At 71.9% G+C, this 22,453-nt stretch carries 16 protein-coding genes; 14 read left to right on the top strand and 2 right to left on the bottom strand.

Annotated elements, in window-relative coordinates; all coding sequences use genetic code 11:
• The first annotated feature begins 4 nt into the window (after positions 1-4).
• From Sspor_RS14255 to Sspor_RS14225, 7 genes are all read left to right on the top strand, one after another.
• On the top strand, positions 5-1,255 hold the full coding sequence (locus Sspor_RS14255; protein ID WP_202199484.1) for a polyamine ABC transporter substrate-binding protein: 1,251 nt from the start codon (positions 5-7) through the stop codon (positions 1,253-1,255).
• Between the two features lie 64 nt (positions 1,256-1,319).
• Positions 1,320-2,492 (top strand): ABC transporter ATP-binding protein, encoded by a 1,173-nt coding sequence (locus tag Sspor_RS14250; protein ID WP_202199483.1) that lies wholly within the window; start codon positions 1,320-1,322, stop codon positions 2,490-2,492.
• Positions 2,489-3,427: an ABC transporter permease gene (locus Sspor_RS14245; protein ID WP_202199482.1), complete on the top strand. Its 939-nt coding sequence runs from the start codon at positions 2,489-2,491 to the stop codon at positions 3,425-3,427. The genes Sspor_RS14250 and Sspor_RS14245 overlap by 4 nt, the downstream gene beginning before the upstream one ends.
• Entirely contained in the window at positions 3,427-4,233 is an 807-nt protein-coding gene (locus Sspor_RS14240) for an ABC transporter permease (protein WP_030386359.1), read from the top strand. Before Sspor_RS14245 ends, Sspor_RS14240 begins: the two co-directional genes overlap by 1 nt.
• Positions 4,234-4,275: 42 nt before the next feature.
• A complete protein-coding gene (locus tag Sspor_RS14235; RefSeq protein WP_202199481.1) occupies positions 4,276-5,694 on the top strand; it encodes an NAD(P)/FAD-dependent oxidoreductase in 1,419 nt (472 codons plus the stop codon).
• Positions 5,695-5,835: 141 nt separating this feature from the next.
• Positions 5,836-6,324: a hypothetical protein gene (locus Sspor_RS14230; protein ID WP_202199480.1), complete on the top strand. Its 489-nt coding sequence runs from the start codon at positions 5,836-5,838 to the stop codon at positions 6,322-6,324.
• 70 nt (positions 6,325-6,394) lie between these two features.
• Positions 6,395-8,200: a chitinase gene (locus Sspor_RS14225; protein ID WP_202199479.1), complete on the top strand. Its 1,806-nt coding sequence runs from the start codon at positions 6,395-6,397 to the stop codon at positions 8,198-8,200.
• On the opposite strand, the gene Sspor_RS14220 is transcribed toward Sspor_RS14225, so the two are convergent.
• Entirely contained in the window at positions 8,166-8,702 is a 537-nt protein-coding gene (locus tag Sspor_RS14220) for a phosphatase PAP2 family protein (RefSeq protein WP_308296070.1), read from the bottom strand. The genes Sspor_RS14225 and Sspor_RS14220 overlap by 35 nt on opposite strands.
• 394 nt (positions 8,703-9,096) lie before the next feature.
• Entirely contained in the window at positions 9,097-10,443 is a 1,347-nt protein-coding gene (gene gabT / locus Sspor_RS14215) for a 4-aminobutyrate--2-oxoglutarate transaminase (protein ID WP_030012869.1), read from the bottom strand.
• A 253-nt stretch (positions 10,444-10,696) separates the two neighbouring features.
• Between gabT and Sspor_RS14210 the strand changes: the two genes are divergently transcribed.
• From Sspor_RS14210 to Sspor_RS14180, 7 genes are all read left to right on the top strand, one after another.
• The gene (locus tag Sspor_RS14210; RefSeq protein WP_202199477.1) at positions 10,697-12,808 is read left to right on the top strand and encodes an ATP-binding protein; all 2,112 of its coding nucleotides are present in this window, start codon (positions 10,697-10,699) and stop codon (positions 12,806-12,808) included.
• A gap of 127 nt (positions 12,809-12,935) precedes the next feature.
• A complete protein-coding gene (locus tag Sspor_RS14205) occupies positions 12,936-14,516 on the top strand; it encodes a PucR family transcriptional regulator (RefSeq protein WP_202199476.1) in 1,581 nt (526 codons plus the stop codon).
• Positions 14,517-14,692: 176 nt separating this feature from the next.
• Complete coding sequence (locus Sspor_RS14200; protein ID WP_030011232.1) at positions 14,693-16,138, top strand: aldehyde dehydrogenase family protein; 1,446 nt, start codon at positions 14,693-14,695, stop codon at positions 16,136-16,138.
• 230 nt (positions 16,139-16,368) lie between these two features.
• A complete protein-coding gene (locus Sspor_RS14195; RefSeq protein WP_202199475.1) occupies positions 16,369-18,312 on the top strand; it encodes an acyl-CoA dehydrogenase family protein in 1,944 nt (647 codons plus the stop codon).
• A 91-nt stretch (positions 18,313-18,403) separates the two neighbouring features.
• On the top strand, positions 18,404-19,732 hold the full coding sequence (locus Sspor_RS14190) for a hypothetical protein (RefSeq protein ID WP_202199474.1): 1,329 nt from the start codon (positions 18,404-18,406) through the stop codon (positions 19,730-19,732).
• Positions 19,733-19,752: 20 nt separating this feature from the next.
• Positions 19,753-21,006 carry a 1-deoxy-D-xylulose-5-phosphate reductoisomerase gene (dxr, locus tag Sspor_RS14185; protein WP_202199473.1) on the top strand — a complete coding sequence of 418 codons (1,254 nt, stop codon included), beginning with the start codon at positions 19,753-19,755 and terminating at the stop codon, positions 21,004-21,006.
• Entirely contained in the window at positions 21,003-22,304 is a 1,302-nt protein-coding gene (locus Sspor_RS14180; protein ID WP_202199472.1) for a M50 family metallopeptidase, read from the top strand. The genes dxr and Sspor_RS14180 overlap by 4 nt, the downstream gene beginning before the upstream one ends.
• Positions 22,305-22,453: the final 149 nt, after the last annotated feature.

Genomic DNA, 22,453 nt, shown 5'->3' with positions numbered 1-22,453 from the left:
GCGCATGGAGCAGTTCGAGCCCGACCGCCTCTCTGCGGCGCAACTCGCCGCGATGCGGCGCAGCCTCACCAGCGGGCGCGGCGCCCTCACCCGCCGCTCGCTGCTGCGCGCCTCCGGAGTCGGGGCGCTCACCCTCGGAGGGCTGGCCGCCCTCACCGGGTGCGGGATCCCGCCCGCCAAACGCGAGGGCGACGCGGCCGTGGCCTCCGACGACCACTCGGCCCAGGAGAAGGAGATCAACTTCTCCAACTGGACCGAGTACATGGACACCAGCGAGGACGAGAAGAGCCGTCCCACGCTGGAGGAGTTCACCAAGCGGACCGGCATCAAGGTCAAGTACAGCGAGGACATCAACGACAACGTCGAGTTCTTCGGCAAGATCCGCCCCCAGCTCGCGGCCGGCCAGGACACCGGCCGCGACCTGATCGTCGTCACCGACTGGCTCGCCGCCCGCATCATCCGCCTCGGCTGGGCCCAGAAGCTCGACCCGGCGCACCTCCCGCACGCCTACGCCAACCTGATCCCGCAGTTCCGCACCCCCGACTGGGACCCGGGACGGTCGTACAGCTATCCCTGGACCGGCATCGACACCGTCATCGCCTACAACGAGAAGGCGACCGGCGGCAGGAAGGTCGACTCCGTCACCCAGCTGCTCGACGACCCCTCCCTCAAGGGCCGCGTCGGCTTCCTCACCGAGATGCGCGACAGCGTCGGCATGACCCTGCTCGACCAGGGCAAGGACCCGGCGAAATTCACCGACGCCGACTTCGACGAGGCCATCGGCCGGCTCCAGAAGGGCGTGGACAAGAACCAGATCCGCCGCTTCACGGGCAACGACTACACGTCCGACCTCGACAAGGGCGACCTCGCCGCCTGCCTCGCCTGGGCCGGGGACATCATCCAGCTCCAGGCCGGCAACCCGGACATCAAGTACGCCATCCCCGCCCCCGGATACATCACCTCCAGCGACAACCTGCTGGTCCCCGCCAAGGCCAGGCACAAGGCCAACGCGGAGAAGCTCATCGACTTCTACTACGAGCCCGAGATCGCCGCCCAGCTGGCCGCGTACATCAGCTACGTCTGCCCGGTCGAGGGAGTCAAGGACGAGCTGGCCAAGATCGATCCCGAGCTCGCGGACAACCCCCTGATCGTCCCGGACAAGGCGATGGCCGCCAAGGCCCACGCCTTCCGCTCCCTCACCAGCGAGGAAGAGACGGCGTACGAGGAGAAGTTCGCCAAGCTCATCGGCGCCTGACGCACGCCCGCTGCGGCCCCGCCGAGCCTTCGACCCCTTGACCTACCCAACCCCGGGACCTTTCATGACTGACAAGACCGCGGGCGGCGACGTCCGCCTCTCCGGGATCAGCAAGCACTACGGCACCTTCACCGCCGTGCACCCGCTTGATCTCACCATCCCCCAGGGCTCCTTCTTCGCCCTGCTCGGCGCCTCCGGCTGCGGGAAGACCACCACCCTGCGCATGATCGCCGGCCTGGAGGAGCCCTCCACCGGCACGGTCCACCTCGGAGACCGGGAGGTCACCGACCTGCAGCCGTACAAGCGCCCGGTCAACACGGTCTTCCAGAGCTACGCGCTCTTCCCGCACCTGAGCATCTTCGAGAACATCGCCTTCGGACTGCGCCGCCGCGGCATCAAGTCGGTCAAGAAGCAGGTCGACGACATGCTGGAGCTGGTGCAGCTCGGCCAGTTCGCCCAGCGCAAGCCGCACCAGCTCTCCGGCGGCCAGCAGCAGCGCGTCGCCGTCGCCCGCGCCCTGATCAACCACCCGCAGGTGCTGCTCCTCGACGAGCCGCTCGGCGCCCTCGACCTCAAGCTGCGCCGCCAGATGCAGCTGGAGCTCAAGCGGATCCAGACCGAGGTCGGCATCACCTTCGTGCACGTCACGCACGACCAGGAGGAGGCCATGACCATGGCCGACACGGTCGCCGTGATGAACGGCGGCCGCGTCGAGCAGCTGGGCGCCCCCGCCGAGCTCTACGAGAACCCGGGTACCACCTTCGTCGCCAACTTCCTCGGCACCTCCAACCTCATCGAGGCCACCGTGGAGACCGCCGGCACCGGCGCCGCCGCCGGTTCCGGGTCCGAGATCGTCGTCTCCGCCTCCGGCGCCACGCTGCGACTGCCGGCCGCGCGATGTTCGACCACGCCCCGCACGGGCGGAAAACTCCTGGTCGGCGTCCGCCCCGAGAAGATCTCCCTGGTCCACGCGGACGAGGAGGACACCATCGCGGCCGGCCGCAACAAGGTCCCGGGCCGGATCGCCGCCTCCTCCTTCATCGGCGTCTCCACCCAGTACGTCATCGACAGCCCGGTCTGCCCCGAGCTGGAGGTGTACGTCCAGAACATAGAAAGGGACGCCCGTCTGGCGCCGGGCGCCGAGGTGGTCCTGCACTGGAGCCCGGAGCACACCTTCGGGCTGGACGCCGACCAGGACATCGACGCGGGCATCGAGACGGTCGAGGAGAGCGTGTGAGCGGCTCCGCAGTGGAGACGGCGCCGCCCCAGGCGCCCGCCCCCACCGAACCCCCGGTCCACAAGCCGTCCCTGCGCAAGCGGCTGATCCCGTACTGGCTGCTGCTCCCCGGCATCCTGTGGCTGCTGGTGTTCTTCGTCCTGCCGATGGTCTACCAGGCCTCCACCTCGGTGCAGACCGGCTCCCTCGAAGAGGGCTTCCAGGTCACCTGGCACTTCGGGACCTACTGGGACGCCTTCACCGAGTACTACCCGCAGTTCCTGCGCTCCCTGCTCTACGCGGGCACCGCGACCGCGCTGTGCCTGCTGCTCGGGTACCCGCTGGCCTACCTGATCGCCTTCAAGGCCGGCCGCTGGCGCAACCTGCTGCTCGTCCTGGTCATCGCCCCGTTCTTCACCAGCTTCCTGATCCGCACCCTGGCCTGGAAGACGATCCTGGCCGACGGCGGCCCGGTGGTCGCGGGCCTCAACGCGATCGGCTTCCTCGACGTCACCAGCTGGCTCGGCATGACCGAGGGGGACCGGGTGCTGGCCACGCCGCTCGCGGTGGTCTGCGGTCTGACGTACAACTTCCTCCCCTTCATGATCCTGCCGCTGTACTCCTCGCTGGAGCGCATCGACACCCGCCTGCACGAAGCCGCGGGCGACCTGTACGCCCGCCCCGCCACGGTCTTCCGGAAGGTGACCTTCCCGCTCTCGATGCCGGGCGTGGTCTCCGGGACCCTGCTCACCTTCATCCCGGCGAGCGGCGACTACGTGAACGCCGAACTGCTCGGCTCCACGGACACCCGGATGATCGGCAACGTCATCCAGTCGCAGTACCTGCGGATCCTCGACTACCCGACGGCGGCCGCGCTGTCCTTCATTCTCATGGCGATCGTGCTGATCATGGTCACCATCTACATCCGCCGAGCGGGGACGGAGGACCTGGTCTGATGCGCAATCCCCTCACCTGGCTCCGGCGCAACCTGGTGGTCATCGCGGGCCTCGGCACGCTCGCGTACATGATCCTGCCGAACGTCGTCGTCACCGTCTTCTCCTTCAACAACCCCACCGGGCGGTTCAACTACGCCTGGCAGGAGTTCTCCCTCGACGCGTGGAAGGACCCCTGCGGGGTCGCCGACATGTGCGGGTCGCTGTCCCTCTCGCTCCAGATCGCCCTGTGGTCCACCCTGGCCGCGACGGCGCTGGGCACCGCGATCGCCTTCGCGCTCGTGCGCTACCGCTTCCGGGCGCGCGGAGCGGTCAACTCGCTGATCTTCCTGCCCATGGCGATGCCCGAGATCGTGATGGCGGCCTCGCTGCTCGCCCTCTTCCTCAACATGGGCATCCAGCTGGGCTTCTGGACGATCCTGATCGCGCACATCATGTTCTGCCTCAGCTTCGTCGTCGCCGCTGTCAAGGCCCGTGTCCTGTCCATGGACCCGCGGCTGGAGGAGGCCGCCCGCGACCTCTACGCCGGCCCGGTGCAGACCTTCGTACGGGTCACCCTGCCGATTGCCGCACCCGGTATCGCGGCGGGCGCGCTGCTCTCCTTCGCGCTCTCCTTCGACGACTTCATCATCACCAACTTCAACTCGGGCAACACCGTCACCTTCCCCATGTTCGTGTGGGGCTCGGCCCAGCGCGGTACGCCCGTGCAGATCAACGTCATCGGTACGGCGATGTTCGTCATCGCGGTGCTGGTGGTCCTGGCCGGCCAGATGGTCGGCAACCGCCGTAAGAAGGCACAACCGAAGTAATTCGGGAAAGCACGTCATCAGTTCCGTAGGGAGTTGGAAGACATGGCCCCAGTCGCCATGCGTAGTGTTGCGAAATCCCTTTCCGAAGCGAAGCCGGTCTCGTACTGGCTGGACGACCCCGGCAAGCCGGCCCCCGAGCCGGCGCTGACCTCCGACGAGCGCTGCGACCTGCTGGTCGTCGGCGGCGGCTACAGCGGGCTGTGGACCGCGCTGATCGCCAAGGAGCGCGACCCCGGGCGGGACGTCGTACTGATCGAGAGCAAGGAGGCGGGCTGGGCCGCCTCCGGCCGCAACGGCGGATTCTGCGCCGCCTCCCTCACCCACGGCCTCAGCAACGGCATGGCCCGCTGGCCCGGCGAGCTGGCGAAGCTGGAGGAGATGGGCGCCCGCAACCTCGACGCCATCGAGGAGGCCGTCGCCCGCTACGGCATCGACTGCGACTTCGAGCGGACCGGCGAGATCGACGTCGCCACCGAACCGCACCAGGTCGAGGAGCTGCGCGAACTGCACGAGGAGGCGCTGCGCCTGGGCCTGGCCGACGGCTCCGAATGGCTGGACGGCGAGGCGGTGCGCGCCGAGGTCGACTCGCCGACCTTCCTCGCGGGCCTCTGGGACCGCGACGGCGTCGCCATGCTCAACCCGGCGAAGCTGGCCTGGGGCCTCAAGCGGGCCTGCCTGGAACTCGGGGTGCGGATCTACGAGAACACCCGCGGCCTGAAGCTGGCCCAGGCCGGCTCCGGGATGACCGTGACCACCCCCTACGGCACGATCCTCGCCCGCCGGGTCGCCCTGGGCACCAACATCTTCCCCTCGCTGGTCCGCCGGGTCCGCCCGTTCACCGTCCCGGTCTACGACTACGCGCTGATGAGCGAGCCGCTCGACGAGGCCCAGCTCGCCGCGATCGGCTGGAAGCGGCGGCAGGGGCTCGGCGACAGCGCCAACCAGTTCCACTACTTCCGGATCACCCGCGACAACCGGATCCTGTGGGGCGGGTACGACGCGATCTACCCCTACCGGGGGAAGCTCGACTCCGAGTACGACCACCGCCCCGAGACCTACCTCAAGCTCGCGGAGCACTTCTTCACCGCCTTCCCGCAGCTGGAGGGGCTGAAGTTCAGCCACGCATGGGGCGGCGCGATCGACACCTGCTCGCGCTTCTCAGCCTTCTTCGGAACGGCGCACTCCGGCAAGGTGGCGTACGCGGCCGGCTACACCGGCCTCGGCGTGGGGGCCACCCGGTTCGGCGCCGACGTGATGCTGGATCTGCTGGACGGGCTCTCCACCGAGCGCACACAGCTGGAGATGGTGAAGTCCAAGCCGATGCCGTTCCCGCCCGAGCCCTTCGCCTGGACCGGAATCGCGCTCACCAAGTGGTCCCTGGCCCGCGCGGACGCCCGCGGCGGACACCGGAACCTGTGGCTCAAGACGCTGGACCGGTTCGGCCTCGGCTTCGACAGCTAGGGCGTCGTCAGGCGGCCGGCCCGCCGCTCACCGTGTGACCTGTTTCACCGGCATGGAGTAACGCAACCCGCGTCATACCTGCGCCCGGCCCCGCTCTCTTCGGGTGAGAACCCCTCACCTACAGGGAACGGAGGCCGGGCGATGGCGATTTCGGGGACCAAGACGGCGGTGGAGTGGCTGGTATCGGCGGCGCCGGACCCGCAGGCCTGCCGCCGGGAGTGGGAGCGCAGCCCCCTCGGAGTGGCCCTGCTGCCCGCAGGCCGGCGCTGGGACGTGCTGATCATGCCGGGGGAGCTGGGCCGGCCCACCCTCGACGTGCTCCGGCTGCTCCTCGCCCGGCCCGGCCCGGTGCTCGCCGATGACGGCGCCGCGGGGCGCAGCGGCACGTCGATGCCGCGGCTGGGCTTCTTCGTGCCCGCGGGCACGGCGTCGCGGTGGCTGGCCACGGGAGTACGGGGTGCCGGGCGCGGGAGCTGGATCGTGGTCCCGTATCCCGGCCGGGTGACCGGCGGGGTGCGCTGGCTGGTGCTCCCGGACGGCGAGGGGACGCTCACCGACCCGGCGGTGCTGGAGCTCGCGATGCACGAGGCGGCCGCGCGCGTGCTGGCGAAGGAGGGCCGGAAGTCTTGACAAGGGTATTGGTCTGGACCATCTTGGGCGCCGCTGACCCCCTCCATCCCCCCATGCACCGGAGGCAGTTGTGCGCAGAGCCATACCCTTCCTCACCGCCGCCGCCCTGGCGGTGGCCGGCTTCCTCGCCGCGGGCCCGCCCGCCGCGGCGGCCGACGCCGATCTCGTACGCAACGGCGGCTTCGAGACCGGCCTCGACGGCTGGAGCTGCTCGGGCGGCAGCGGAGCCGTCGTCACCACGCCCGTCCACGGTGGGGTTTCCGCCCTGAGGGCCACTCCGGCCGGCCAGGACAACGCCCGCTGCTCCCAGACCGTCACCGTCAAGCCCGACTCGGCGTACATGCTCGCCGCGTGGGTGCAGGGCGCGTACGTCTACCTGGGCGCGACCGGGACCGGTACCACCGACGTGTCGGCGTGGACGCAGACCCCGGGCACCTGGAAGCAGCTGACCACCACCTTCCGTACCGGCCCGGCCACGACCTCCGTGACGGTGTACACCCACGGCTGGTACGGCCAGAGCGCCCACTTCACCGACGACCTCACCCTGGTCGGCCCGGACCCCGGCGGTCCCGGGCAGCCCCAGCTCCCGGCCGCCCCCACCGGCCTGACCGCCACCGCCACCTCGTCGAGCTCGGTCGCGCTGGCCTGGTCGGCGGTGCCCGGCGCCACCTCGTACACCGTCCACCGTGACGGCGCGGCGCCCCTGTCCGTCACCTCCGCCTCGGCGTCCGTGACCGGTCTCGCCGCGGCCACCACCCACACCTTCCGGGTCACCGCGGTGAACGCGGCGGGCGAGTCACCGCAGAGCGCGCCCGCTTCCGCGACCACGCCCGGGGGCGGCGGTGGCGGGGGAGGCGGCCTCCCCGCGCACGCGCTCGTCGGCTACCTGCACACGAGCTTCGCCAACGGCTCCGGCTACGTCCGGATGGCCGACGTGCCCGCCTCCTGGGACGTCATCAACCTCGCCTTCGGCGAACCGACCTCGGTGACCTCGGGCGACATCCGCTTCCGGCTGTGCCCGGTCGCGGAGTGCCCGAACGTGGAGTCCGCTGCGGAGTTCAAGGCGGCCGTCAAGGCCAAGCAGGCGGCCGGCAAGAAGGTGCTGATCTCCATCGGCGGCCAGAACGGCCAGGTCCAGCTCGCGACCACGGCCGCCCGGGACGCCTTCGTCTCCTCGGTCGGCAGGATCATCGACGAGTACGGCCTCGACGGCCTGGACATCGACTTCGAGGGCCACTCCCTCTCCCTGGCCACCGGGGACACCGACTTCCGGGCACCGACTACCCCGGTCGTCGTCAACCTGATCTCGGCCGTGAAGACCCTGAAGGCCAGGTACGGACCGGACTTCGTCCTGACCATGGCCCCCGAGACGTTCTTCGTCCAGCTGGGCTACCAGTACTACGGCTCCGGCCCCTGGGGCGGCCAGGACCCGCGCGCCGGCGCGTACCTCCCGGTCATCCACGCCCTGCGCGACGACCTCACCCTGCTCCACGTCCAGGACTACAACTCGGGCTCGATCATGGGCCTCGACAACCAGTACCACTCCATGGGCGGCGCGGACTTCCACATCGCCATGACCGACATGCTGCTCACCGGCTTCCCGGTCGCCGGGAACACCGCCCGGGTCTTCCCGGCCCTGCGTCCGGACCAGGTCGCCATCGGCCTCCCGGCCACGACCAACGCGGGCAACGGCCACACCGCGCCCGCCGAGGTGAACAAGGCGCTGAACTGCCTGACGAGGGCGACCGACTGCGGGAGCTACCGGACGCACGGCACCTGGCCCGGCCTGCGCGGCCTGATGACCTGGTCGATCAACTGGGACCGCTTCGGAGGCTGGGAGTTCAGCCGGAACTTCGACGCCTACTTCGGCGGCTGACCCGGTCGGCCCAGCCGACCACGAGCAGCAGGGGCGTGCACATCAGCAGGCTGGCCAGGACGTCCAGCGGCCAGTGCCACCCCCGCAGGATCAGTCCGGCGGCCGTCGCCCCCGTGAGGACCAGGGCGGCGGCCGTCGGCCATGCCCGGCGGGTGTCCGGACGCACGAGCAGGGCCGCGCCGAGGTAGGCGACGGCGGCGGTGGCCGTGTGGCCCGAGGGGAAGTAGCCGGCGGCCCAGGGCTCCAGGGGGCCCGGCCGGGCGGTCCACTCCTTGAACGGGATGACCAGGGCCGGCACCAGGGCCATCGCCAGCCCCGCGGCCCCGGCGGCGAGGGCGCGCCCGCGCCGGGCGGCGTAGGCCATGGCCAGGACGAGGACGGGCACGGCGACCGGGATGTTGCCGAGGTCGGAGAGGCGCTCGGTGACGGAGTCCGGGACCGTGCGCACCAGGGCGCGGCTCAGCGCGTGGTCCGGGGCCAGCAGCGGGCCGGAGACCAGCACCTGCCAGGTGACCAGGGAGAAGAGGAGGCCGCAGACCGCGGCGATCAGGAGAGGAGTGGCCGGCCGTCCCGGAACAGGGGGGATGGTTCCGGGACGGCCGCCCGGACCGGGTTGCCGGGCGCCCCGGGGGGTTTGGGGCGAACGGCTGTCCGATCGGTGAGGAGTGTGCGCGAACGCATGCCCAGTACGGTGCTGGGGAAGCCCAGTACTGGTGTCGCCCTCGGTTTCCCGTGAGCGGGGTGTCTCACTCATCTGCAGAAACCGTACGGCAGAGGAAGGGGGACCGACAGCAGGATCGCGCTCCCGCCATCGGCCCCCCACAGCTTCTTCACAGCGTCCGCCCGTTACCGGCGGTAGGGGCCGGTCGCTGCGTGCGAACGTTCTAGACGTTCGATCAGATGGCCGTGCCGATGGCCGCGAACGCGGCCTCGATGAGGTCCAGGCCCTCGTTCAGCAGGTCCTCGCCGATGACGATCGGCGGGAGGAAGCGGAGCACGTTGCCGTAGGTGCCGCAGGTGAGGACGAGCAGGCCCTCGGCGTGGCAGGCCTTGGCGAGCGCGCCGGCCGCCTCCGGGAACGGGGTCTTGGAGACCGGGTCCTTGACGAGCTCGATCGCGATCATGGCGCCGCGGCCGCGGATGTCGCCGATGATGTCGTACTTCTCCTGCATGGCCGTCAGGCGGGCCTTCATGACGGACTCGATCTTCTTCGCCGCGGCGTTGAGGTCGAGCTCCTTCATGGTCTCGATGGAGCCGAGCGCACCGGCGCAGGCCACCGGGTTGCCGCCGTAGGTGCCGCCCAGGCCACCGGCGTGCGCGGCGTCCATGATCTCGGCGCGGCCCGTCACGGCGGCGAGCGGCAGACCGCCCGCGATGCCCTTGGCGGTGGTGATCAGGTCCGGGACGATGCCCTCGTCCTCGCACGCGAACCACTGGCCGGTGCGGCAGAAGCCGGACTGGATCTCGTCGGCGACGAAGACGATGCCGTTGTCGTTGGCGAACTTCACGATCGCGGGCAGGAAGCCCTTGGCCGGCTCGATGAAGCCGCCCTCACCGAGGACCGGCTCGATGATGATCGCGGCGACGTTCTCGGCACCGATCTGCTTGGTGATCTGGTCGATCGCCTGGGCGGCGGCCTCGGGGCCGCAGTTCTCGGCACCGGTGGGCCAGCGGTAGCCGTAGGCGACCGGGACGCGGTAGACCTCGGGGGCGAACGGACCGAAGCCCTGCTTGTACGGCATGTTCTTCGCGGTCAGCGCCATGGTGAGGTTCGTACGGCCGTGGTAGCCGTGGTCGAAGACGACGACGGCCTGGCGCTTGGTGTACGAACGGGCGATCTTGACGGCGTTCTCGACGGCCTCGGCGCCGGAGTTGAACAGGGCCGACTTCTTGGCGTGGGTGCCCGGGGTCAGCTCGGCGAGGGCCTCGCAGACCTCGACGTAGCCCTCGTACGGGGTGACCATGAAGCAGGTGTGGGTGAAGTCGGCGAGCTGGGCGGAGGCGCGGCGCACGACGGCCTCGGCGGAAGCGCCGACCGAGGTCACGGCGATGCCGGAGCCGAAGTCGATCAGGCGGTTGCCGTCGACGTCCTCGATGATGCCGCCGCCCGCGCGGGCCGTGAAGACGGGCAGCACGGAGCCCACGCCACCGGCCACGGTCTGGAGGCGGCGGGCCTGCAGCTCCTGCGACTTGGGGCCGGGGATCGCGGTGACGATCTTGCGCTCCTGCGGAACAGCGGTCATAGGGGGCTCCTGGGGGGTGTTTTCGGACGCACTTGTCTCTTTGTCCGCAGGCTAGGCCCGGGAGCGGGGGTCCTGCATGCTCCGTTCGGTAGTGATCACCGCGTGTCCTTGTCCTTGACGGCCATAGGAAGGACCCGGGCGCGTGTCTCGTGTACGGCACGGCGAACCGGAGCGCGGGTACGGGCCCACGGCAGAGGCCCGGGCAACTACATTGAGCGACGCAGCGCAGGCACGGGCAGGGGGCAGGGGTTTCATGGACACCGACGGCACGCACGAGACGCGCTCGCCCCGGGCCGGGCACGTCCCGAGACCGGCCGCGCCGCCGAACCCGGGTCTCCCCCCGAAGCCCTCGCACGCGCCGACGGCCGGGCCGACGCTGGGCGACTGGCTGCGCCACCCGCGCGCCTCGGACGGGCCGGGCGTATGGACGTACGGGCACGTGCCGCGGGCCGCCGAGGAGCCGGAGCGGACGCCGACCCGGCAGCTGATCAGCGGTGCGCTGATCTCGCTGCTCGCGGGACTGCTGCTCTGGTCCTTGCTGTGGAACGGCTACCTCGGTGGATTCTGGCTGTGGCCGCTCTACATGTTCACGCCCGACTCCTGGGCACACAATCGCTCTCCCGAATCCGTCTGGGCGAGCTACATCTGGTACGCCGTGGTCGTCTCCATCCTGGTGATCGGCTTCGGGCGTCTCGGCCGGTGGCCCGAACTGGGCCGCCGGGTGCTCGGCAGCCGAGCCCTGCGCACGGTGCAGCCCGCACGCCCCGCCGACTCCGCCGGTCCCGAAGCCGGCGGACCGGACGACCTCGCGCGGTGGCCCCAGTTGCGGGCCGCCGGACTGGGGGAGGCCGCCGAGCGGTTGGAGGCGGAGGCCGGGGGCGGCCGGATGAACGACGTGGACTACGCCCGGATCCGGCGGGCGTGGGACTCCGTGCGCGTCGACCCCTCGCGCATGCGGGCCTTCACCGACGCCGTGCGCGACAAGGGCGCCGGGGCCTGTGTGCACCCGTCCGGGGCGCGGGACCTGCCCGTACGGGCCGCCCGGCACGATCTGCTGGCCCGGCAGGTGCTGCTCGGCACCGTGGAGGACGGCGTGCGCAACCCGTACTCCCGGCGCGGAACCGCCCTCGCGCTCGACCCCGACGTGCTCGGGACGTCGCTGCTCGCCGTCGGGCCCTCCGGTACCGGCAAGACGCGGCGGCTGGTGCGGCCCGTCGTCGAGTCGCTCTCGCTCCAGGCCCTCGCCGGCCAGGCCGCCGTCGTCGCCGTCGGCGCGGCCGGCGCCCAGCTCGGGCCCGACGCCGCCTTCGACGTCGTGGTCCGGGTCGGCGACCCCGCCTCCGTCTACGACCTCGACCTCTACGGCGGCGCCACCGACCCCGACGAGGCCGCCACCCTGCTCGCCGAGTCCTTCGTCGGGGACGTCCCCGGGATCGACGTGCGCCGGGCCGCCACCGCCCTCGCCCAGCTCCTCGGGCCGTTCCGGGCGGCGTACGACCGTTTCCCGACCGTGCCCGAGCTGCGCGAGCTGCTCGACCGGGTCCCGGAGGCCCTCGACGCGCTGCGCCGCGACCTCGCAGGGCAGCACGCCATGCTGCGCGAGCTCGACGCCCGGATCCGGCAGCAGGGGGCCCACGGCGACCCCGGCCCCGCCCTCGCCGACCGGGTGGCCCTGCTGGACCGGCCCGCCTTCGCCGGCTTCTTCGACACCACCGGCCAGGGCCGGCCGTTCTCGCTGCGCGCCCTGGAACACCCGATCCGCGTCCGCGTGGACCTGCCCGAGCGCGGGCACGCCGACGCCTCCCGGATGCTGGCCCGGCTGCTGCTCGCCCAGTTCAACGCCGCAGCGGCCGCCCGCACCGACCGTTCCCTCTTCGCCTTCCTCGCCTTCGACGACGCCTCCCACACCCTGACCCCCGAGACCGTCCGGGGCGTCCAGCGGCTGCGCTCCGCGCATGCGGGCGTCCTGCTCACGCTGCGCTCGCTGGACGACGTGCCGGAGGCGCTGCGGACGCCGCTGCTCGGGGCGGTCGGCTGCCGGATGGCCTTCTCCGGGGTCACCACCTGGGACGGCAAGCGGTTCGCCGAGGCCTGGGGCACCGAGTGGGTGGAGACGCGCGACGTCACCCACCGCACGGTCTTCGCCGACCAGCCGCTGACCCGGGCGATCCACTCCTTCCGCAAGCTCGTCACCGGCAAGGCGGTCACCACGGACGCGGTGACCGTGCGCCAGGTGGAGCGGGAGCGCTGGTCCGCCTCGGACCTGGCGCACGCCGTGCCGCCGGGGCACGCGGTGCTGTCGCTGACCTCGGTGCGCGGGGAACGGGCGGCTCCGCTCCTGGTCCGCCTGGCCGGAACGTCCTGACCCGCACCCCGACCCGTACGAGGTGGCAGAATCGAGGGGAGTCGTTCATACGACACGGCGAAAACCGTCAGCGGTACCCATCCGACCCCTCCCGCTCGCCCCCTCCCGCTAAGGCCACTGGTAACCGATGCCGCTCACCCTCGCCTCACTCGTCCAGCACTCGGCGCTCAAGCTCAGCGTCCGGGCCGGCGAGGGCCGCCTCGACACCCCGGTGCGCTGGGCCCACGTCAGCGAGCTCGCCGACCCCGTCCCCTACATGGAGGGCGGGGAGCTGCTCCTCATCACGGCGATGAAGCTGGACGCGGGGGACCCCGAGGAGATGCGCGCCTATGTACGCCGCCTCGCCGCGGCCGGGGTCGTCGGCATCGGCTTCGCGATCGGCGTCAACTACGAGGAGATCCCCGAGGCGCTGGTCGAGGCCGCGCGGACCGAGGACATGCCGCTGCTGGAGGTACCGCGGCGGACCCCCTTCCTGGCGATCAGCAAGGCGGTCTCCGCGGCGCTCGCGGCGGACCAGTACCGGGCCGTGACCGCCGGCTTCGAGGCCCAGCGCGAGCTGACGCGCGCCGCCCTCTCCGTCGACGGCCCCACCGAACTGCTGGTGAAGCTGGCCGCGCACGTGCACGGCTGGGCCGCGCTCTACGACACCTCGGGCGCGGTCGTCGCGGCCGCCCCCGACTGGGCCGCGCGCCGTGCCGCCCGGCTGACCCCCGACGTGGAACGGCTGCGGGAGCGCCCGGCGCCCGCGAGCGCCGTCGTCGGCGGCTCCGAGGACCGCGTGGAACTCCAGTCCCTGGGCACGGGCAGGCGGGCGCGCGGCGCGCTCGCCGTCGGCACCGCGGCCCCCCTGGGCACGGCCGAGCGGTACGCCGTGCACTCCGCGGTCGCGCTCCTCACCCTCACCACCGAGCGCTCGCGCTCGCTGCACGACGCCGAGTCCCGGCTGGGGGCGGCGGTGCTCCGGATGCTGCTCGCGGGCGAGGCGGAGCACGCGCGCTCCGTGGCCGGGGACCTGTACGGGGCCCTGCTGGAGGCACCGTTCCGGCTCATCGTGGCCGAGCCGGCCCTGGCGGGGACCGCCCAGCCGGAGGGCCTGGCGCTGCTGTCGGACACGGTCGAGTCGGCCGCGGCCCGGACCGGGGAGGCGCTGCTCGTCGTCCCGGAGGCGGGGCGGCTCGTGGTCCTGGCCTCCGACGAGGGCGCGGCCGTCCAGGCGTGCGTGGACCACGCGGAGGCACTGGAGGCGCGGCGCGGCCGGGACGCGGCCGGGCCGGAGCCGGACGAGCTGGTGGTCGGCCTGTCCGCGCCGGCCGGACCGGGCGGTGTGGCGGCGGCCCTCAAGCAGGCCGACCAGGCCCTCGCCGTGGCCCGGCGCCGCGGCCGGCCGATGGTGGAGCACGAGGACATGGCGGCGGGCTCGGTCCTGCCGCTGCTGGCCGACGACGCCGTACGGGCCTTCGCGGACGGCACCCTGCGCGCGCTGCGGGAGCACGACGCGACCGGGCGCGGCGACCTGGTCGCCTCGCTCCAGGCCTGGCTCTCCCGCCACGGGCAGTGGGACGCGGCCGCGGCCGACCTCGGCGTGCACCGGCACACCCTGCGCTACCGGATGAAGCGGGTCGAGGAGATCCTCGGCCGCTCCCTGGAGGACCCGGACGTCCGTATGGAGCTGTGGCTCGCCCTCAAGGCCACCTCGGCCCCGTCCTGACCCCGTCCGGGGGCGCCGGGCCGTGCCGCGCACGCCCACGCGGTCGGATGGACAGTGACAAAGCGGCGAAGCGCGACGACCCGCCGCTCCATCAGGGACAAACACCGAAACGCCGACGGAGTTCTACGGTGGAGGGGTCAGGACCCACCGCACACTTCCGAAGGGCCGGGATTCGCATGACTTCCACCCACGCCTTCTGGCTCGCCGGCCGCCAGGCCACCGGCGAGGACAGCTTCGACGTCCACTCCCCGTGGGACGGCCGACTGGTAGGCACCGTCAGCGTGCCCACCGACGAGCAGGTCGAAGAGGCCGTGGCCGCGGCGTACGCCGTGACGGCGGAGTTCTCCGCGACCCCCGCCCACGTACGGGCCGCGGCCCTGGACCACGTGTCCAAGCGGCTCACCGAGCGCACCGAGGAGATCGCCCAGCTGATCTCCGCCGAGAACGGCAAGCCCGTCAAGTGGGCCCGCGGTGAGGTCGGCCGTGCGGTGTCCGTGTTCCGCTTCGCCGCCGAAGAGGCCCGCCGGTTCAACGGCGGAGAGGCCCAGCGCCTCGACACCGACGCCGGTGGTGTCGGCCGTCTCGCGCTGACCCGCCGCTTCGTCAAGGGCCCGGTTCTCGGCATCGCGCCGTTCAACTTCCCCCTGAACCTGTGCGCCCACAAGGTGGCCCCGGCCATCGCCGTCGGCGCGCCGATCATCCTCAAGCCCGCCCCGGCCACGCCGCTGTCCGGCCTGATCCTGGGTGAGCTGCTCGCCGAGACCGACCTCCCCGCCGGCTCCTGGTCGGTCCTGCCGGTCGCGAACGACAAGATGCCGGCCCTGGTCAAGGACGAGCGCCTGCCCGTCATCTCCTTCACCGGCTCCGACACCGTCGGCTACGCCATCCAGCAGTCGGTGCCCCACAAGCACTGCACCCTGGAGCTCGGCGGCAACGCCGCGGCCGTCGTCCTGGACGACTGGTCCTCCGAGGCCGACCTCGACTGGGCCGCGACCCGTATCGCGACCTTCTCGAACTACCAGGCCGGCCAGTCCTGCATCTCCGTGCAGCGCGTGATCGCCGACGCCTCCGTCTACGACCGCCTCGTCGAGAAGGTCGTCGAGAAGGTCCAGGCCCAGGTCACCGGCGACCCGTCCGACTCCGCCACCGACGTCGGCCCCCTCGTCTCCGAGGCCGCCGCCCAGCGCGTCGAGTCCTGGGTCGACGAGGCCGTGGCCGGCGGAGCCAAGCTGCTCACCGGCGGCAAGCGCGCGGGTGCCTCCTACGAGCCCACCGTCCTGGCCCACGTGCCGGACGGCGTCAAGCTCGCCACCGAGGAGGTCTTCGGCCCGGTCCTGACGCTGAAGAAGGTCGAGAACACCGACGAGGCCTTCGCCGCCGTCAACGACTCGAAGTTCGGTCTGCAGACCGGCGTCTTCACCCGCAACGTCCAGACCGCGTTCCGTGCCCACCGCGAGCTGGAGGTCGGCGGTGTGATCATCGGCGACGCGCCGTCCTACCGCGCCGACCAGATGCCGTACGGCGGCGTCAAGCAGTCCGGTGTGGGCCGCGAGGGCGTCCGCTACGCGATGGACGACTACACGTACGAGCGGGTCCTGGTCCTGACCGGCCTCGACATCTGATCTCGTACGGCCGAAAAGCCGACGGCCGGAGCCCACTGTGCGGGGGCTCCGGCCGTCCCCTTTTTTCCTGAGCGGGTGCGCTCGCGCGGCACGCGGGACGCCGATCGCCGGACCGATTCCCCCGACCGGACCGCTCCGGCTTTTCCGGTGGAGGAGGACGGGGTACGACTCACAAGTAGCACCGGCTGGTAATCCGGTGAACCGACTCCGGCGGCGAGGTGAGTCCCCGCATGTCCGCAACACAGCCCGCACAGCCCAAGGTGACCGAGCGCGAGGCACGGCAGGTCGCGGAAGCGGCCCGCGAACAGGACTGGCGCAAACCCAGTTTCGCCAAGGAACTGTTCCTCGGACGCTTCCGGCTCGACCTGATCCACCCCCATCCGCTCCCCGCCGACGAGGACGTCCGGCGGGGCGAGGCCTTCCTGGCCCGGCTGCGGGAGTTCTGCGAGACCCGCATCGACGGGGCCCGCATCGAGCGCGAGGCGCGGATCCCCGACGAGACCGTGCGCGGTCTCAAGGAGCTCGGCGCCCTCGGCATGAAGATCGACCCCAAGTACGGCGGGCTCGGTCTCACCCAGGTCTACTACAACAAGGCGCTCGCCCTCGTCGGCTCGGTGAGCCCGGCCATCGGGGCCCTGCTCTCCGCCCACCAGTCGATCGGCGTCCCCCAGCCGCTGAAGATGTTCGGCACGCAGGAGCAGAAGGACACCTACCTGCCCCGCTGCGCCACCACCGCCATCAGCGCCTTCCTGCTCACCGAGCCCGACGTCGGCTCCGACCCGGCGCGCCTGGCCACCACGGCGGTCCCGGACGGCGACGACGCGTACGTGCTCGACGGCGTGAAGCTGTGGACCACCAACGGGGTCGTCGCGGACCTGCTCGTCGTGATGGCCCGCGTGCCGAAGTCCGAGCACCACCGCGGCGGGATCACCGCCTTCGTCGTGGAGGCGGACTCGCCGGGGATCACCGTCGAGCACCGCAACGCCTTCATGGGCCTGCGCGGCCTGGAGAACGGCGTGACCCGCTTCCACCGGGTACGGGTCCCCGCGGCCCAGCGCATCGGCGCCGAGGGCGCCGGGCTCAAGATCGCCCTGACCACGCTCAACACCGGCCGGCTGTCCCTGCCCGCCATGTGCGTCGGCGCCGGGAAGTGGTGCCTGAAGATCGCCCGCGAGTGGTCCGGCGTACGCGAGCAGTGGGGCCGGCCGGTCGCGCGGCACGAGGCGGTCGGCGCGAAGATCTCCTTCATCGCCGCGACCACCTTCGCCCTCGAAGCGGTGGTCGACCTCGCCTCCCAGATGGCCGACGAGGACCGCAACGACATCCGTATCGAGGCCGCCCTCGCCAAGCTCTACGGCTCCGAGATGGCCTGTCTGATGGCCGACGAGCTGGTCCAGATCCGCGGCGGGCGCGGGTTCGAGACCGCCGAGTCCCTCGCCGCCCGCGGCGAACGGGCCGTCCCCGCCGAGCAGATGCTCCGCGACCTGCGGATCAACCGGATCTTCGAGGGCTCCACCGAGATCATGCACCTGCTGATCGCGCGCGAGGCCGTCGACGCCCACCTCTCGGTCGCGGGCGACCTCATCGACCCGGACAAGGCGCTCGGCGACAAGGCGAAGGCCGGAGCCCGCGCCGCCGGGTTCTACGCCCGCTGGCTGCCCAAGCTCGCCACCGGCCCCGGCCAGGTCCCCGGCACCTACCGCGCCTTCCACCCGAACGGCCACCCCGACCTCTCCACCCACCTGCGCTACGTGGAGCGCAGCGCCCGCAAACTCGCCCGCTCCACCTTCTACGCCATGTCCCGCTGGCAGGGCCGGATGGAGACCAAGCAGGGCTTCCTCGGCCGGATCGTCGACATCGGCGCCGAGCTCTTCGCGATGAGCGCGGCCTGTGTCCGCGCCGAGCACCTGCGCGCCACCGGCGCCCACGGCCGCGAGGCCTACCAGCTGGCCGACGCCTTCTGCGAGCAGTCCCGGCTGCGCGTGGAGGAACTCTTCGGCCGGCTCTGGTCCAACACCGACGACCTCGACCGCAAGGTGGTCGCGGGCGTCCTGTCCGGCACCTACGCATGGCTGGAGGAGGGCGTCCTCGACCCGTCCGGCGAGGGCCCCTGGATCGCGGACGCGACGCCCGGACCCTCGACTCAGAAAAACGTGCACCGCCCCATCCGCTGACCTGCGATCATCGCCGGACGTCGGACAGACGTACGAGGATGAGTACGAGTACTGGTACGCGTACGAGCACAGCGCGAGGCGGACGAGAACGATGTCGACGGCCGAGGAAGACCGCACCAGCCGACGGCTGGCCTGGTGCGTGGCGCACCTGCTGCGCCACGCACCGGACCACGTCGTCACCGACATGATCGGCCGGCTGGACGAGCCCACCCGCAAGTACCTGTGCCGGGACGAGTGGCTGTCGGCCTCGACCGTCACCCTGCTGCTGCGCCACGGCGGCGCGGCCGACCGCACCTTCATCGCGCGCAACCCCCGGGTCGTCGGCCGGCCACTGCCCGGCCTGCCCGGACCCGCCCGCTACGCCCGCCGCCGCACCCCGCCCGAACTCCTGCCCCTGCTCCGCGCCGACCTCGGCCGGGACCCCGGTGACGGCCCGCTCACCACGGCCGAGCTGGTCGGCCTGCTGCGCCGGCACGGCAGGCGCGGACCGCGGGTCCCGCTGGACATCCTGGCGCTGAGCCACCGGCCCGACCCCGAACTGCTGCTGGCCGAGCACCTGCGCGAACCGCTGCCGACCGGTTCGGTCGAGGCCCTGCTGCTGGTCGCGGACCTGCCCCTGGAGACCGTCCTCGCGTTCCTGGCCGCCGGGGCGGCGCGGCCGGACGGGCGCTCCTGGCACCGGCCCGCCGTCCGCGCCGTGCGGATGGGCCGGGTCACGCACGAGGAACTCGTCGCCCATGTCGCCCCCGCGCGCCGGACCCTGCTGCTCGCCCGTCTCCCCGACACCGCCGGCCTGCGCTGGACCCTGCCCGAGCAGGCCGGCATGCAGACGGCCGTCCTGCGGGCCCTGCGCCCGCTCGGGGACGATCCCCGCCTGTGGGCGGAGCTGCTGAGGCACGCCCCGGGCCACCCCGGCCCGCTGCCCGAGCTGGTCGCCGCCCTCGCCGACGGCACCGTGCCCGAGGCGGCCGACGCGGGTGACCCCGGCCCCGACCTCGTCCGCGCCGTGCGCCACCTGTCCCCGACGGCGATCGAGCCCTACGGGGGCGTGGAGCGCGAGCTGGCCCTGACCAGCCTCGCCGTGCCGATGGACAGCGTCCGGGAGGACATCCGCTGGGTGCGCGACTGCCTCGACCGCGGCCTGCTCACCGGCAACGACGTGATCCGGCACAAGCTGCCGGCCTGCTGGGCCCTGGACCAGGACCACTGGCTCGGGGACGTGGACCACCCCGACCGGCACGACCGGCCCGCGGCCGTCCTCGCCTCCCACGCCGAGGCCGACCAGCTGCTGGCCCTGGCCCTCGACGAGGACCCCGAAGCCTGGTGGAGCGTCGCCCGTACGCTCCCGGAGTTCGCCGGAACGCTGCCCCACCTGCTGCTGCGGGTAACGGAAGGGGGCTCCGTGTCCGGCCGCTCATGACGTGAGGCAACAATGGGGGCATGAGCGACCGCCCAGCCCCCCTCGCCGATCCGCACCTCCTCTTCGACCCCGCGGCCGGCCTCCGGGACATCGTCATCCTCGGGTCCACCGGGTCCATCGGGACCCAGGCCATCGACCTCGCCCTGCGCAACCCCGACCGGTTCAGGGTCACCGCGCTGTCCGCCGCCGGCGGGCGGGTGGAGCTGCTGGCCGAGCAGGCCCGGCAGTTGCGGGTCCAGGCCGTGGCCGTGGCCCGCGAGGACGTCGTACCCGCCCTGAAAGAGGCGCTGAGCGCCCGGTACGGGCCGAACGAGCCGCTGCCCGAGATCCTGGCCGGTCCGGACGCCGCGGCCGAACTCGCCGCCTCGCAGTGCCACACCGTTCTCAACGGCATCACCGGTTCCATCGGCCTCGCGCCGACCCTCGCCGCACTGCGGGCGGGCCGGACCCTGGCCCTGGCCAACAAGGAGTCGCTGATCGTCGGCGGCCCGCTGGTCAAGGCCCTGGCGAAGCCCGGCCAGATCATCCCGGTGGACTCCGAGCACGCGGCGCTGTTCCAGGCGCTCGCCGCCGGCACCCGGGCCGACGTCCGCAAGCTCGTGGTCACCGCCTCCGGCGGGCCGTTCCGCGGCCGCACCCGCGCCGAGCTGGCGAGCGTGACCGTGCAGGACGCCCTCGCGCACCCCACCTGGGCCATGGGCCCGGTGATCACCGTCAACTCCGCGACCCTGGTCAACAAGGGGCTGGAGGTCATCGAGGCGCACCTGCTCTACGACATCCCCTTCGACCGCATCGAGGTCGTGGTCCATCCGCAGTCCTACGTGCACTCGATGGTGGAGTTCACGGACGGCTCCACGCTCGCCCAGGCCACCCCGCCGGACATGCGCGGCCCGATCGCGATCGGCCTCGGCTGGCCCGAGCGGATCCCGGACGCGGCCCCCGCCTTCGACTGGAGCAAGGCGTCCACCTGGGAGTTCTTCCCGCTGGACACCGAGGCCTTCCCGTCGGTGGGCCTCGCCCGGCACGTGGGCACCCTCGGCGGCACCGCCCCGGCCGTGTTCAACGCGGCCAACGAGGAGTGCGTGGAGGCATTCCTGGCAGGTCGGCTGCCGTTCACAGCAATCATGGATACGGTCTCTGCCGTGGTCGATGAGCACGGGACACCGGAGTCGGGAACTTCCCTGACCGTCCAGGACGTCCTTGAAGCGGAGGCCTGGGCCAGGGCCCGGGCGCGGGAGATGGCGGCGCGGGCCGCCGTGGAGGCGCGCGCATGACACTACTGATGACGGTGCTCGGGGTCGTGGTCTTCGCCGTCGGCCTGCTGGTCTCCATCGCCTGGCACGAGCTGGGGCACCTCTCCACGGCCAAGATCTTCGGCATCCGCGTGCCGCAGTACATGGTGGGCTTCGGCCCGACCATCTGGTCGCGGAGGAAGGGCGAGACCGAGTACGGGATCAAGGCCATCCCGATGGGCGGCTACATCCGCATGATCGGGATGTTCCCGCCCGGCGAGGACGGCAAGGTCACGGCCCGCTCCACCTCGCCGTTCCGGTCGATGATCGAGGACGCGCGCTCGGCCGCGTACGAGGAGCTCCAGCCCGGGGACGACGAGCGGCTCTTCTACACGCGCAAGCCGTGGAAGCGCGTGATCGTGATGTTCGCCGGACCGTTCATGAACCTGATCCTGGCCGTGGCGATCTTCCTCACGACCCTGATGACCTTCGGGCTCAACACCCAGACCACCTCGGTCGCCACCGTCTCGGACTGCGTCATCCAGCAGAGCGAGAAGCGTGACAAGTGCGTCCCCGGCGACCCGGCCGCCCCCGCCAAGGCGGCGGGCCTGAAGGCGGGCGACAAGATCGTCGCCTTCGACGGCCGGCCCGTCGGCGACTGGTCGGCCCTGCAGAAGGACATCCGCGCCACCGTCGGCCCCGCCACGATCACCGTCCAGCGGGCCGGTCAGCGCCTGGACCTCTCGGCGAACCTGATCGAGAACAAGGTCGCCAAGACCGACGGCAGCGGCAGGTACGTCAAGGACGAGTACGTCACCGCGGGCTTCCTCGGCTTCGCCCCCGCCTCCGGCTACGTCCCGCAGTCCTTCGGCCAGTCCGTCGACCGCATGGGCGAGATGATGGAGGCCGGCGTCCAGTCGCTGGTCGCCCTCCCGACCAAGGTCCCGGACCTGTGGAACGCGGCGTTCAACGGGGCCGAGCGCAAGCAGGACAGCCCGATGGGCGTCGTCGGCGCGGCACGCGTCAGCGGTGAGATCTTCACCCTCGACATCCCCGCCCAGCACCAGCTGGTCTTCTTCCTCAACCTGCTGGCCGGCTTCAACCTCTCGCTGTTCCTGTTCAACATGCTGCCGCTGCTGCCGCTCGACGGCGGACACATCGCCGGCGCCCTGTGGGAGTCGCTCCGGCGGAATGTGGCGCGCGTCTTCCGGCGCCCCGACCCCGGCCCGTTCGACGTGGCGAAGCTGATGCCCGTCGCCTACGTGGTCGCGGGCCTGTTCATCTGCTTCACCCTGCTGGTGATGGTCGCGGACGTGGTCAACCCGATCAAGATCACCTGATCTGCGGGGGCGCCGCCCCACCACCACGGGAGCCGGGCACGGATCGTGCCCGGCTCCCTACGTTCGGGTGGCGTACCCCTCGGATGCACGGGCCGCGCCTTGGTTGGCGTAATCTCGAAGCCTGGAGCCCGCCGATCTCGGGACCTTGA

The organism is Streptomyces spororaveus, from assembly GCF_016755875.1.
Lineage (GTDB): Bacteria > Actinomycetota > Actinomycetes > Streptomycetales > Streptomycetaceae > Streptomyces > Streptomyces spororaveus.
This window is presented reverse-complemented; position numbering and strand designations above follow the sequence as displayed.

Coding starts and splice junctions, on each gene's coding strand:
- dxr (WP_202199473.1), top strand. CDS start 19,753: ATGAGCGACCGCCCAGCCCCCCTCGCCGATCCGCACCTCCTCTTCGAC.
- Sspor_RS14200 (WP_030011232.1), top strand. CDS start 14,693: ATGACTTCCACCCACGCCTTCTGGCTCGCCGGCCGCCAGGCCACCGGC.
- Sspor_RS14190 (WP_202199474.1), top strand. CDS start 18,404: ATGTCGACGGCCGAGGAAGACCGCACCAGCCGACGGCTGGCCTGGTGC.
- Sspor_RS14180 (WP_202199472.1), top strand. CDS start 21,003: ATGACACTACTGATGACGGTGCTCGGGGTCGTGGTCTTCGCCGTCGGC.
- Sspor_RS14230 (WP_202199480.1), top strand. CDS start 5,836: ATGGCGATTTCGGGGACCAAGACGGCGGTGGAGTGGCTGGTATCGGCG.
- Sspor_RS14235 (WP_202199481.1), top strand. CDS start 4,276: ATGGCCCCAGTCGCCATGCGTAGTGTTGCGAAATCCCTTTCCGAAGCG.
- Sspor_RS14210 (WP_202199477.1), top strand. CDS start 10,697: ATGGACACCGACGGCACGCACGAGACGCGCTCGCCCCGGGCCGGGCAC.
- Sspor_RS14240 (WP_030386359.1), top strand. CDS start 3,427: ATGCGCAATCCCCTCACCTGGCTCCGGCGCAACCTGGTGGTCATCGCG.
- Sspor_RS14255 (WP_202199484.1), top strand. CDS start 5: ATGGAGCAGTTCGAGCCCGACCGCCTCTCTGCGGCGCAACTCGCCGCG.
- Sspor_RS14195 (WP_202199475.1), top strand. CDS start 16,369: ATGTCCGCAACACAGCCCGCACAGCCCAAGGTGACCGAGCGCGAGGCA.
- Sspor_RS14205 (WP_202199476.1), top strand. CDS start 12,936: ATGCCGCTCACCCTCGCCTCACTCGTCCAGCACTCGGCGCTCAAGCTC.
- Sspor_RS14250 (WP_202199483.1), top strand. CDS start 1,320: ATGACTGACAAGACCGCGGGCGGCGACGTCCGCCTCTCCGGGATCAGC.
- gabT (WP_030012869.1), bottom strand. CDS start 10,443: ATGACCGCTGTTCCGCAGGAGCGCAAGATCGTCACCGCGATCCCCGGC.